We start from the raw sequence: 12,408 nt of genomic DNA on the forward strand, positions 1-12,408 counted from the left end.
GAACAGTACGTTCTACAACACCCGGATGAGGTGTTGCGCCGCATCGGGTGTACTGCGTAAATCAGAGGTTAAAATTTTAAATTGGATGTATATAGTTTGTTCAATAACCACCCATTATCATGCATCAAACTGTATTCTAAAGCTTTAATAAGAGGCAGAGTCGCTTTTTTACATATCAAGTCATTTTTTTGGTCACATAAAATATCCTTTGCATCATTACGCAGTTGACCACTTATTCCAATATATGTTGCAATGTCGTACCACTTGTACGCCAAAGAACCAGCTCCTAGTTGACAAACAAGTCTTGTTAATGATGATGATTTTTGTGAGATTAGTTTAAAATATTGTTCTTCTGTTGGAACGGATGTGTCAATAGTAAAATGCAAATCGTTCCATTGTCCATTACATGCTTCCTTCAGTTCTTTCATTATGCGACATATTTCTCTTTTTAAGTTTCTAGGTGTATGCAAAGCAATTAAATGTATGGCCTCGACAAATAATGTATTAGCCATCGTAATCATTTCACCCATAGATGCGTGTTCTCTCACATTATTGTTTTTTTCTTCGTCTGCAATATCATCAAATAGATCTGTTGCTAAAATTAAAAATTCAATGGCAACAGCATATGGAATAACCATTTCAGTTTGTACATGGTTGTGAAATTTCGCGATATAAGTATAGAACTCCCCCCAGCAAAAACGTGTATGTTCATGAAATAATTTTCCAGGGGAATGGAGTAAAAATTGAATACGTTCACATATTTCTTTTTGAATGAGGGAGTATTCGTCTAAATAGCGCAGCATAAATGACTGCATTTCTCTTCTTCCTATATAAGTCAAAGCCATTGATCTCCTTTTTCTCTACTTAACTCTTTATTGTTAAAATACTCGTGGAGCGAGAGAAATGCCTCAAGAGAAAGTTGTTCTTTCGCATCCTCCCAGTCTGCTGGTGTAATAGCTGCTTTCCTATTCATTTCCTGAATTATCGTCCATAAGTTCTTTTCCATCTTCTTATCCCTCCAATCCTTTTTGTACAAAATTCTACTTTATAATGAAACATTTGTCATTTATTTTTTGAAAAATAGGTATTTTCCGCAATGAAAATTGCGGAAAATACGGATATGATAGGATGGAAGTTTGTGCTAGACTGAAAGTGAGCCGGCTCGAGAAAATTCTAAATTAGGGTGGGGAAGAAAATGAGGAAGAAGCTTAAGAAATACTACAATTTAGGACTCTCTCTAGCTATGGGAATTGGGGTTTTGACTTTTGCAAACTTCACTTATGCTAGCGATGATAATATTGGTTTTAGTTTCGAGCTGAAGCCTAACTATGGAAATAGTTATTCTGAATCTCGATATAGACAGACTACTGATCCGAATAACAAATGGAAGGTTAATTTAACTTATTCTTCTGAAGGGGTCGGTTCTATCGCTACTTTCTGGTTAGATAAATCTGGGACAAGAGTATCTGATACACATGATGTAAAGCAAGGTAGCGGTGCCCATTATTATTCAGCTTTTAGTACGGCAAATCAATCAAATGTGCGTTTAGGCGCTGAAAACAATAACTATAGTCCAGATAGCTACGTAATAAGTGGTTACTGGGATGAAGAAACAAATTAATGGAATACTTGTTTACCGAAGATAATCACTTATGACCATCTTCGGTTCTCATCTCAATAAAACAATGAAAAAAGTTGAGTGATAAAAATGATATGTAGTCATATGTATAGAATCCTAAAAAATAAACGCTCTTGGCTTTCTTTTTGCATAGTTTTATGCATACCATTTTTTGAAATTGTACAATTGCTCATGTATCAAAAAAACTCAAGTGAAGTTTTTCATCCTGCTTTTGCATTTTTTTTGACAGGTTCAAGCATTGGACATGCACCACAAATTATGTTGATTTGGTTTTTACCTATTTACTTTTTAATGTTATTGGCAGATGATCCAATTCAAGATTATCAAACGGGGTATCGTTATATTCTGATAAGTAAAATCGGAAAGAAAAAATATGTTTTGCATAAGATGCTGTTATCGTTTGTCTTGTCTTTTGTTACTATGCTCGTTGCATTAGCTGTAAACTTTATGACTGTTTCAATTATTTTTTCAGGGGGTACGTTTACGAAAGGAGTGATGGAATTAAACATTGAAGGCAACGCGTTGTTTCAATTTAGTGTAAATCATCCGTATATAACAATATTGGTTTTTTCTATAATAAGTTGCTTTATGGCTGGCTTTGCAGGATTACTGGGGAGCAGTATGAGTTTGTTTTTCCTTGATCGGAAATATGCCTATGCTGCTTCGTTTCTTGTTTGGTTTTTAATGATTTTGAAAAGAGACTCTATAGTTTATCTTTTTCAACCTTTTACCGAATACGGACTAGACGTGCTTATTCCAACTATTTTGTTCGCTAAGTTTGTATTCTTACTGATTGCCATTTTTGTATTTGTGTATGAGGTTAAATACAATGAAAGCTAAAAGAGCGATTATAGTTATTATCTTATGGGTGTTTTTTTCATTCGTTTGGTTTATTCAAAATAGACATTTTGTATTTCAAAGTCATTTACGCCTTTCGTTTGTGGAAACATTATTACTTATGAATAGTAGTGCAGTTGGATATAGTTCGATACAAGCGTATGCTTTGTTTTATACTATTCCGTTTATCGTTTGTTTAAATCATTTCTTTTTATCGAAGCCTATTTATTGTATTGTGCGGTTTGCAAAACGGAGACATTTATATGTACGAGAATTTATTGAAATAGTTATTGTAGCGATAGTTTTTTCTTTTATGCATACGTTTGTCAATGTATTATGGACGAGTCGTTTTTTTTCTTTTGAACAGTTACAGGAAGTGAGCTTTTTTCATATCGCTCTATGCAACGGTGTTCTATTGTCGCTATTTTATACATCTGTTGGTCTTATACATCAATGCTTTAAACATTTAACACGTCAATTAAACGTAGCATTTTTTCTAACGTTGCTCCTTGTTGGGGTTTGGTTTTTTATAGAAAAATTATTTATATTTACATCGTGGGGACCGATGAAGGACTTAACCATGTATACACAATGGTTCGAAAATCGTTGGACGATAATAGAGTTTTTATTTGCTTATATAAGACAAGCTCTTCTCGTTTTCTTCCTTTTCTTTATGTGTTCATTTTTATATGAAAGAAAGGATTTTATGTCATGACTCGTCATTTTTCTTTTTTCCTTTTTGTTGTAGGCTCATTTATCGTTCAAGCTATTTTTGCGAATCGTTTTCAACTTTTTTCTTTTTACGGCTTGTTTGTTGACGGTGTTCCGTTTACATCTTCACATAGCTTGGTATATAAATATTTGCTTATTTGGCATTTTCCAATTTATAGCATTACTTTTTATTTCTCAGGTCATTTAGAATATGTGAGAAAACATGCAATTGTTCTTTTTGTGCGTAGCTATAATAGGGTGAAATGGATGTTAAAGCAACATATATATGCATTTGCTGTCATGGCGTTTTTTGTCTTTATTCAAACATTTATCATGCTTTTATTTCGTGCATGTAGTGACAATGTATGGACATCGAATGGTATAAAAGGGTTGTATATGTATTTATCTATGATATATACGCTCGTTTGTGTGCAATGGTTTTTAGAATTGTATGTTGAAGCTAGGCTTTCTCATCTTATTGTCAACTTGTATGTCTTATTGTCTATTTTATTGTCAAATGAATTGCACGATGGACTAAATTGGTTACATTATTTTTTCATTCCCGATTATGGGATGGGATTTCGTAATGGATTAAGTAGTTCAACTGCTTTTGAACATGACGTTATCCATTTTTCTATAGGGTGTTTGATTTTATTGTTTAGCCAATTTTTATTCATTTATTTTTCGGCTCGAAAAGCAAAAAGAATGGACTGGTTATGAAGTGAGGGGATGAAAAATGATAGATGTTCGTCATTTGAGTAAAAAAATAAAAAGTACGTACGTATTAAAAGATATATGTTATCAATTTGAAGAAGGGAAAATTTACGGATTATTTGGAAAAAACGGATCTGGAAAGACGATGTTACTACGTGCTTTGGCGGGTTTAATTGTTCCGACTGAGGGTGAAGTCGTGATAAATGGGAAAGTGTTACATAGGGATATATCATTTCCGTCTAGTATTGGGATAATTATAGAAAATATGGAACTTTTACCTCAATACGATGCATATACAAATCTTTATATTCTGTCAAAGGTTAAAAAAGTTGCTTCAGAAGGAGAGATTAGAAAGGCACTTCATCGTGTTGGCTTGGATCCATTTTTAAAAACAAAAGTAAAAAAATATTCATTAGGAATGAAGCAACGTTTGAATATTGCCCAAGCTATTTTTGAAAAGCCGCATATCATTTTATTGGATGAGCCTACAAATGCAATTGATGATGAAGGAGTCGAACTCGTTCAGCAAATTCTTTTAGAAGAGAAAAAAAGAGGAGCCACTATTATTCTAGCAAGCCATATCAAAGAAGATTTACAACATTTATGTGACGTTGCTTTAAAAATGAGCGAAGGGAAGCTCCTTCTATGAATAAAGGGAAACTTGCTATTTTTTTGAGTATTATTCTCTTGTCTATCGCTGTTTTTACCTTTCAATATACAAATATTTTTGATGATAAACAACTAAAGCAGATAGTCATACAATCGGGTGATTATGTTGTTGGAAGAAACATGGATGAGGGAGTATATGATGTAATCGTATTAAATGGACAAGTAAAGTTTATGCAGATGAAAATGAATGAGGGAGATCGATGGCTGGCTGTTCGTTTGCGTCATGGAGAGCATGTATATGTAGAAGGGGATGGGAAAGTTCGTCTTCAGCCCTCACGATTTGAAAAAATAGAGGAAAGAGGGGATGGGATTTATCAAATTAAACATTCTGGTTTCTATGTTGTAGGCAGGCAAATTCCCGAAGGAGAATATATAATCACTTATTTGAGCAAGAATACAGAAGAAAAACCGTTTGTCCAGCTTTTATCGTCAAAGCGTGATGTCATTCATACGTATGATTTTCAAAATAGTAAAGATAAATATTACAAAGTAGTTTGCAAAAAAGGACAGATTTTTGAAGTGTACAAAAATTTATTTGCTGAGTCGAAACATGTGTTTGTGATTCTTAAAAAAACGTAAAATATTTAGCTAATGACTGCATAAATCAAATTTATAGAGAAGAGTACATAAGTTGCAATAAAGCATTTCCGATTTTTCGTTTCGGTTTTCATCTATATACATCCAAATTGACGTTTTAACCTCTGATTTACGCAGTACACCCGATGCGACGCAACACCTCATCCGGGTGTTGTAGAACGTACTGTTCAAAACGAGTAATGGATTGGGCCATGTCGTTTTGATCCTTGTGAAAAACGTTGGCAATCACTTCATCTTTCAACCACTTCCACAGCCGTTCAATCGGGTTCAACTGTGGAGAATACGGTGGCAAAAAGATGAAATGAAACGCATCGCCTTCCTCGCCATCAAGAAAGGCTTGCACCATCTTGGCATGATGAATGCGTGCGTTGTCCAACACAAGCACGAGGAATCGATCCACATATTTCTCTTTCAATCGACGCAAAGAGCCAAGGAACGTTTCGGCATTGGCGGATGATGCACGATGAAACACCGCATCGCCTTGTTGAACGTCAACTGCACCAAAAATGGACACATGGTCATGGTGTCCGTAGCTTGGCACCTGTTTCTGATTCCCTACTTCTGCCCATGTCGTACGTAGCGCTTGATAAGCGCGAACATGTGTCTCATCCACATAAAACAGCATGGCATTCTCGGTAATTAGTTTTTTTTTATAAATTCGAGTTCCTTTTGAAAAGCAGCTTGATGTTCTGGATTCCCTTTCACAAGCTTATAAGTCGGACGTGTCCATGACAAACGAAGACGATGCAATAACTTACGAATGCCTTCACGTGACATCGAAACGCCATAGGTATGTTGGATGTAAGATTGTAAAATACGCGTGTTCCATGATGAAGCAATGCCCCAGCCAGCATCCACAGGTGTAGTAGTTAACACGAGTTGTCTGATTTCTTGTTGTTGTTGTTCTTCCGTAAGAAATGGCACACGACCAGGCGGCAACCGACGATCGAGTAGATGATCGAGCCCACCCTCATTAAAACGTGCAACGTAGAGGGCAACCGATTGACGGCATACATTGACCATTTTCGCGACATCTTTACCGAGGTGACCTTCCATGACAAGACGAACAGCGGTCACTCGAACACGAAGAGAAGCATCTTTGATTTTCCGTTCTTGTTTCCGAAGTGTTCGAGGTGTCCAACCGTGATCATTTGTGATTTTCAAACGTTTCATGCCAATTCCGCTCCTTTTGTATAGAAATACTTAGGAGCAGTATAGCCATGAAAAAAGATGTTCATACAGAAGTCATTACTTTAAAGTGCATGTATATATATGCTGAGGTTCAGAGCGGGATATTAGAATACAAAGGTTTGCAAGCAAATTATAAGTTGGATGTTGATTGGAATTTATTTGATAATGATAATGCAGTAGCGGATACAAAATTTATCAATCCTAAGAGTGGTTACAAAGTAGCTGTAAGGTTAGAAATGTGGAAAAATAATAAAATGCAAGGATACAAATATCAAGAGGATAAGGAATGGGCTCAAGCAACTTATTCTTGGACAGGTGTGGATGTCTATCAAAGTCGCCATTCCATTAATGATACAGCTACGAATAAAGAGTTAGTTGTCCGTTCATTACGTGATGATTGATGCCTTCTGTAAAACGAAAATAAATAAGCCTCATGCTTATTTATTTTCGTTTCATTTTGATTTATCGCGTTTGTGGAAGGTGGTTTATATGTCCTTTCAATCTTTTAAGAGTCAATGGCGTGCTCATCCATTTACAACTGCCTTTGCAGTTTTAGGTTTAGTTATATCACTACTGATGATTTCAATCGGTATTTCTAGTATAAATTATTCTCATTTACTTCAAAGACAGCTTGAGCAATATGTTCCGCCGCATGCAACAAAGCTAATGGTAGCATTTTCACATGAACCAACATGGAATGATCTTTTTCGATTGTTTGACAATATAGATCAGGAAACAGGGATTATATTAGAAGGTGCGGCTCTTTTGCATGATGGCATGCCCATAATGGTGACCCCGGAACATGTAAGGGAGTCTGTTGAACCTCGTCTACCTATAAAAGAAGGACGCTATTTTACCAAGAAAGAAATGAAAAGCGGAGAAAAAGTAGCCCTTATAGGATCCGAATGGGAAAAAGATACAACGATCATTGGGAATGAGCGCTATATTGTCTTATCGGGTGAGCGATACAAGTGTATTGGGATAATTGGGATAATGGGAGAAAATTCAAGATTATTGGATTCACAAGTTCTTATTCCAATGACGTCATTACCGCCGAGTGTTATTAGTAAATTATTAAGTCAGCAGCAAATTACATTGACACTCTATAATGCTAAAAAAGATACGTACAAGGATGAAAAATCTATTCGTATGCAAGCAGAGAAGTTATTTCCACAAGCAAGCATTGATTCTTTTCCATACGAAGCACAGTTATCGTTCCGAATTGATATTGGTGATCGCCTCATGCTTATCGTTCTTATTTACTTACTTTCTTTAGTTAATGTTGTGAATTTATCGTTTTATTGGGTACAAGAGAGAATATATGAAATTGGAATAAGGAAAGCGTTCGGATATACGAATCGCGACATCGTTTTTATGATTTTTAGTGAGATGGTTGTATTATGTAGTATTGCAGTCGTTTTTGGGTATGGTGTGCAATGGCTATTTCAGCATATATTTGAAAAATGGGTAGGATTCCCATTACATATTTCTTTGTTGCACTTTTCAGCAGCAATTGGATTTGTTTTTTGCTCATCACTAACTGCAATTATCGTTCCAGCTTTTCGTGCTTTTTGTGTGCAACCTATTCATGTCATACATAAAAAGTAGAAATTGAGGAGATAAAAAATGAAGTATATGCTACTCAATTTGAAAAGCATGTGGCAAAGAAAATGGATCATAGCATTAATGATCGTTCAACTCATTGTATCGTTTTGGGTCATCAATCATGCGCTGATCACAATCGAGACAATTCGTTATCAACAAAAACAACTATTTTCTGTTACACATATGAAAGAAGAAACGACCATTCGATTGTTTATTCCAGATGGTGACGATAGTCAATGGTTTGTAGAGAGATTTCGCAAGCTTGAAAAATTTATAAAAACAATACCAAATGTAAAGGGATACGGATCTTTTGAAGAAACGACGATTAGTCCACAAAACTTCGCAAATAAAACACGATACATGCGAAAAAATGAACAATTGTATGCAAATACTCGTATGGAATCGTATACAGATAGTACAAAAATTATATATTTCGACTATGACATATATCGTCTTTTTTCAAAGTTTCAATTAATGAAAGGAAGGGAACTGAGCAAAGAGGACTTTGAGAAAACAAACAAAGATGTGATTCCTATTTTAATAGGATATGATTATCGCGATGTATTTCACATTGGAGATCGGTTTCAAGCTCTAGCTGGATTAGGAGAGAATGCGTTTTTTGTTACATACGAAGTCGTTGGGATATTGGAACAAGGGGCGAAATGGTTATCCGCCAATGATTATCTTATTGATCACGCGAATGAGCTAGATCGTTTTTTTGTCGCTCCATATTTTCCTGAGGAAAGAGATGGAAGACCGATGGATGTTGCAGTGCGGCTAAACAACCTATTTTTGCAGTTATCTGATAAGCGGGAGTTTTCATCTGTCGAAAAAACTATCGAACAGAAAGGGAAAGAGCTTGGTATTTATCCGACGTTAAAAACAATTTCCAATGAGATGGAAGAGTATAAAAATAATACAAAACAAAGCGCCCGATTTACTTTTATGGTTGGCTTGTTTTTCGTTGCTGTTACACTCATTGGGGTAATTTCTGTGACGATATCTTCTATCCAAGCACGTAAATACGATATTGGGGTCATGATGGTGACTGGGGCGAGCAAACGTGATATCGAGCGAATAGTTGTGATGGAATTGTTTTTACTTGTGATGACTTCAGCCATTATCGGTGTTGTGCTAAGTTATTGGACAGAATGGCAAGATACATTTTTTGAATATAACATTCGTTTGCAAGCGTTCACTTGGTCGTTGTACGTAAAAATTATGGTTGTTTCATGTTTTATCGTTTTGCTATCTTCATTTATTCCACTTTGGAACGTAAATAAATTAGCATTGCGCAATTTGGTGGAAGGGAGGGAATAAATAGATGTTCATTGAATTACAAAATATAACAAAAATATACGGTAAGGATGAATACGCGACGAAGGCGCTAAGTCAGGTAAGTCTACAAATTGAACATGGAGAGTTTATTGCAATTATGGGACCTTCTGGATCGGGAAAATCGACTTTACTACATATTATCGGATGTATGGATGTCCCGACAGAAGGAGTATATCGACTTGAAGGGGAAGATGTAACGAGATTAAATGACAGACAGCTAAGTGATATTCGCAATAAAAAAGTCAGTTTTATTTTTCAACACTTTGCATTAATGACAAACTTCACTGTATTTGAAAACGTTGAACTCCCATTATTAAAACGAAACATGTCAAAAAAGGAGCGACGCGAAAAAGTTGAATATTACTTAAACAAGCTTGGCATTTTTCATTTGCGACAAAAGAATGTTTCTAAGCTATCGGGGGGACAGAAGCAACGAGTTGCTATTGCGAGGGCGATGGTAGCGGAAACGAACATCGTTTTAGCTGATGAACCGACAGGATCGCTTGATCGTCAAAATGGTGAGAAAGTAATGGAGCTCCTTCAGCAAATGAACGAAGAGGGGAAATGTATCATTGTCATTACACATGATGAAAAAATAGCTTCTTATGCTAATCGCATGATTTATCTTAGTGATGGATGCATTCAGCTAGATAAGGGAAAGGGGTAGTGTGAATGAGCAGAAAGTTGTTGCTTTTGTTCGGCAGTCTTACGTTTATTGTTTTGTTAGGTATATTTTATTATACGTTCATATACAAAGAGACTTTTGAATCATCCGCAGAGGGATTATTTTTACCTGAACAGTATGAGGAAAAATATCGTGTTTTCGAAGCAACCATTGAGGTGAATAAAATAAAGTACGAAAAGTTGCATATTAACCATCGCATTCAGCTCAAAGGCGGTAGTTTGACATATGAGCTGTACGATCCAAAAGGAAATATCATCGATCGAGGGGAAGTCACGATTGCGCAACCGTTAAATAAGCAATTGAATGTAACGCCACAAAAAGGAGTATGGAGGGCGAAATATTACACAAACAAAGATACAGATGGAAAATACATATTGATATTTAAATCTGGTGAGAAATAAAATATGTCGATAACTACTGACTTTCCTATACAACAAGCCAACTACCTACATCATATAAAAGTTGAGATAAGGGACGTCCGATGAAGGATGTCCCTTCTTTTTGTTTATGGTACACTAATAGAGGAAAGAGAGGGACGATCGTGAAACAAGCGAAGACGAATGCTGTGCGCATGCTTGATCGCGCACATGTGCCGTATGAACTGTTGACTTACGAATATACAGATGGACAAATTGATGGGATATCCGTTGCGAGAAAAATTGGACAACGTGAAGAGATGGTGTATAAAACGCTTGTCACAAAAGGGGCGAGCGGTCAACTTTACGTATTTGTTATCCCTGTCGCCGCAGAACTAGATTTAAAAAAAGCGGCGACCGTTGTCGGTGAAAAAAGTGTGCATATGTTGCCTGTGGCGGATATCGAAAAAATGACAGGGTATGTGCGTGGCGGTTGTTCGCCAATTGGAATGAAAAAAATGTATGCCACATATGTCGACGAATCGGCGCTTTTGCACGAACAAATCATTGTGAGTGCAGGGAAAATCGGCATGCAAATGAAACTTTTTGTTCAAGATTTATTAAAGTTAACGAAAGGGAAAACCGCACATGTCATCAAAGCGTAGGAGGGTTGGCGCATGAGAATGACAAAAGAGGAAGAACGTCAATGGCTAAAGCAACGCATGGAAGAAGGGCTGTTGACAGACGACAATCGCTTGCTTTGGGAAATGATTTTGCCGAGTCGCTTAAAGCGCATGTATGATGTGTTAAGCGAACGAACAAGATATATTACGATTTTGACGGAAGCGGTTGATGATCCGCACAATCAAGCAGCGGTGTTACGTTCAGCCGAGGCGTTTGGCATTCAAGACGTTCATGTTGTCGCCGGAGCCGCTCCGTTTGAACCGAATAAATGGGTGACGCGACATGCGGACAAATGGTTAACCGTGCATAAACATTCATCGATTGAACAGGCCATTCGCCACCTCCAACAAAACGGCTATCAAGTATATGCAAGCTATTTAGGAGAGGGAACGATTCCGCTTGAACAAATCAACGTATCGAAGCCAACGGCGCTTTTGTTCGGAAATGAGCATCGCGGAGTATCGGAAGAGGCGCTTGCTTTGTCGGATGGGAAGTTTATCATTCCGATGAACGGCTTTGTGCAAAGCTTTAATATTTCCGTTGCTGCTGCCATCTCTCTGTACGATGTCACGAAGCGAGCAAAACAAGAGGCGAATGGGCGCTACTGTTTGTCGCTTACGGAAAAGAAGGAAATATATGATCATTGGATGAAACTTTCGCTTAGTCCGCGGTTAAGAAAAATGGTGGAAAGTCAAATGGGAGGACGCAATGATTGAAGCGGTGATTTTTGATTTAGATGGCGTCATTGCTAATACAGTCGAGTTATATTATATTGCGACAAAACGTGTCGCGGATGAAATTGGAGTGCCGTTTGATCGACAGCTTAATCAAAAGCTACAAGGCATGAGCAGACAGGCGATGGTTGAGGCGCTTCTTGGTGAAAAAGCGCATGAATGGACGGAAGAAGAAAAGCGAGCTCTTGGCGACCTTCGCGGTCAATATTATCGCGAGTTGATCGAGCAATTGTCGCCAAATGACGTGTTGCCGGGAATGAGGGATCTTCTTTGCGACATTCAGCGCGACGGCGTCCCGATGGCACTCGCATCGTCAAGTTCAAACGCACGTATTGTTGTTGAACGTCTTGGCGTACATTCTTTTTTTGACGTCATTGTCGATGTAAAAACAATTACGCGCATGAAGCCGGATCCAGAAATTTTTTTAACAGCTGCGAAAGAGCTTCATGTCGATCCGTCTTGTTGTATCGCCATTGAAGACGGAGAGGCGGGTATGAAAGCGATTAAGCAAACAAATATGTTTTCCGTCGGCATCGGAGCTCATTTAGCTCTACTATCTCCTGATTGGCTCGTTCAACAGACAACACAATTGACGTGGGGAGAGTTAAAAAAACGGTTTATGCAAAAAGCTGGTCAATGACGACCAGC

At 37.2% G+C, this 12,408-nt stretch carries 18 protein-coding genes; 14 read left to right on the forward strand and 4 right to left on the reverse strand.

Features of this window, described 5'->3' with window-relative positions:
• Window positions 1-68: 68 nt before the first annotated feature.
• Window positions 69-845 (reverse strand): polyprenyl synthetase family protein, encoded by a 777-nt coding sequence (locus HNQ84_RS07800; protein ID WP_435621744.1) that lies wholly within the window; start codon window positions 843-845, stop codon window positions 69-71.
• Window positions 836-1,006, reverse strand: coding sequence for a hypothetical protein (locus HNQ84_RS07805; protein ID WP_435621745.1), 171 nt, complete (start codon window positions 1,004-1,006; stop codon window positions 836-838). The genes HNQ84_RS07800 and HNQ84_RS07805 overlap by 10 nt, the downstream gene beginning before the upstream one ends.
• 189 nt (window positions 1,007-1,195) lie before the next feature.
• Between HNQ84_RS07805 and HNQ84_RS07810 the strand changes: the two genes are divergently transcribed.
• The 6 genes from HNQ84_RS07810 (at window position 1,196) to HNQ84_RS07835 (ending at window position 5,149) form a co-directional block, all read left to right on the forward strand.
• Window positions 1,196-1,621, forward strand: a complete 426-nt coding sequence (locus tag HNQ84_RS07810; RefSeq protein WP_035049408.1) for a DUF2712 domain-containing protein — start codon at window positions 1,196-1,198, stop codon at window positions 1,619-1,621.
• Between the two features lie 90 nt (window positions 1,622-1,711).
• The gene (locus HNQ84_RS07815; protein WP_435621811.1) at window positions 1,712-2,479 is read left to right on the forward strand and encodes a DUF2705 family protein; all 768 of its coding nucleotides are present in this window, start codon (window positions 1,712-1,714) and stop codon (window positions 2,477-2,479) included.
• Window positions 2,469-3,191: a WxPxxD family membrane protein gene (locus tag HNQ84_RS07820; protein WP_435621746.1), complete on the forward strand. Its 723-nt coding sequence runs from the start codon at window positions 2,469-2,471 to the stop codon at window positions 3,189-3,191. Before HNQ84_RS07815 ends, HNQ84_RS07820 begins: the two co-directional genes overlap by 11 nt.
• The gene (locus tag HNQ84_RS07825; RefSeq protein WP_435621747.1) at window positions 3,188-3,907 is read left to right on the forward strand and encodes a DUF2705 family protein; all 720 of its coding nucleotides are present in this window, start codon (window positions 3,188-3,190) and stop codon (window positions 3,905-3,907) included. Before HNQ84_RS07820 ends, HNQ84_RS07825 begins: the two co-directional genes overlap by 4 nt.
• A 16-nt stretch (window positions 3,908-3,923) precedes the next feature.
• Window positions 3,924-4,550, forward strand: a complete 627-nt coding sequence (locus HNQ84_RS07830; RefSeq protein ID WP_435621748.1) for an ABC transporter ATP-binding protein — start codon at window positions 3,924-3,926, stop codon at window positions 4,548-4,550.
• Complete coding sequence (locus tag HNQ84_RS07835; protein ID WP_435621749.1) at window positions 4,547-5,149, forward strand: hypothetical protein; 603 nt, start codon at window positions 4,547-4,549, stop codon at window positions 5,147-5,149. The genes HNQ84_RS07830 and HNQ84_RS07835 overlap by 4 nt, the downstream gene beginning before the upstream one ends.
• 127 nt (window positions 5,150-5,276) lie before the next feature.
• On the opposite strand, the gene HNQ84_RS07840 is transcribed toward HNQ84_RS07835, so the two are convergent.
• Window positions 5,277-5,792 carry an IS630 family transposase gene (locus HNQ84_RS07840; protein ID WP_435621750.1) on the reverse strand — a complete coding sequence of 172 codons (516 nt, stop codon included), beginning with the start codon at window positions 5,790-5,792 and terminating at the stop codon, window positions 5,277-5,279.
• A gap of 14 nt (window positions 5,793-5,806) precedes the next feature.
• The gene (locus tag HNQ84_RS07845) at window positions 5,807-6,340 is read right to left on the reverse strand and encodes a helix-turn-helix domain-containing protein (RefSeq protein ID WP_435621751.1); all 534 of its coding nucleotides are present in this window, start codon (window positions 6,338-6,340) and stop codon (window positions 5,807-5,809) included.
• A gap of 47 nt (window positions 6,341-6,387) precedes the next feature.
• Here HNQ84_RS07845 and HNQ84_RS07850 point away from each other — a divergent pair, with 47 nt between their 5' ends.
• From HNQ84_RS07850 to pgmB, 8 genes are all read left to right on the forward strand, one after another.
• Window positions 6,388-6,759, forward strand: coding sequence for a hypothetical protein (locus tag HNQ84_RS07850; RefSeq protein WP_435621752.1), 372 nt, complete (start codon window positions 6,388-6,390; stop codon window positions 6,757-6,759).
• 88 nt (window positions 6,760-6,847) lie between these two features.
• Window positions 6,848-7,966, forward strand: a complete 1,119-nt coding sequence (locus HNQ84_RS07855; protein ID WP_435621753.1) for an ABC transporter permease — start codon at window positions 6,848-6,850, stop codon at window positions 7,964-7,966.
• Between the two features lie 18 nt (window positions 7,967-7,984).
• Window positions 7,985-9,283, forward strand: coding sequence for an ABC transporter permease (locus tag HNQ84_RS07860; RefSeq protein ID WP_435621754.1), 1,299 nt, complete (start codon window positions 7,985-7,987; stop codon window positions 9,281-9,283).
• Between the two features lie 4 nt (window positions 9,284-9,287).
• Window positions 9,288-9,968 (forward strand): ABC transporter ATP-binding protein, encoded by a 681-nt coding sequence (locus tag HNQ84_RS07865; RefSeq protein WP_435621755.1) that lies wholly within the window; start codon window positions 9,288-9,290, stop codon window positions 9,966-9,968.
• Window positions 9,969-9,973: 5 nt separating this feature from the next.
• The gene (locus tag HNQ84_RS07870) at window positions 9,974-10,387 is read left to right on the forward strand and encodes a hypothetical protein (RefSeq protein WP_435621756.1); all 414 of its coding nucleotides are present in this window, start codon (window positions 9,974-9,976) and stop codon (window positions 10,385-10,387) included.
• A gap of 140 nt (window positions 10,388-10,527) precedes the next feature.
• Window positions 10,528-11,007 carry a Cys-tRNA(Pro) deacylase gene (gene ybaK, locus HNQ84_RS07875; RefSeq protein ID WP_435621757.1) on the forward strand — a complete coding sequence of 160 codons (480 nt, stop codon included), beginning with the start codon at window positions 10,528-10,530 and terminating at the stop codon, window positions 11,005-11,007.
• An 18-nt stretch (window positions 11,008-11,025) separates the two neighbouring features.
• On the forward strand, window positions 11,026-11,742 hold the full coding sequence (locus tag HNQ84_RS07880) for a TrmH family RNA methyltransferase (RefSeq protein WP_032101675.1): 717 nt from the start codon (window positions 11,026-11,028) through the stop codon (window positions 11,740-11,742).
• Entirely contained in the window at window positions 11,735-12,400 is a 666-nt protein-coding gene (pgmB, locus tag HNQ84_RS07885) for a beta-phosphoglucomutase (protein WP_435621758.1), read from the forward strand. The genes HNQ84_RS07880 and pgmB overlap by 8 nt, the downstream gene beginning before the upstream one ends.
• The last annotated feature ends 8 nt before the right edge of the window (window positions 12,401-12,408 follow it).

It is taken from the genome of Anoxybacillus eryuanensis, assembly GCF_051200995.1.
Taxonomy (GTDB): Bacteria; Bacillota; Bacilli; order Bacillales; family Anoxybacillaceae; genus Anoxybacillus; species Anoxybacillus tengchongensis.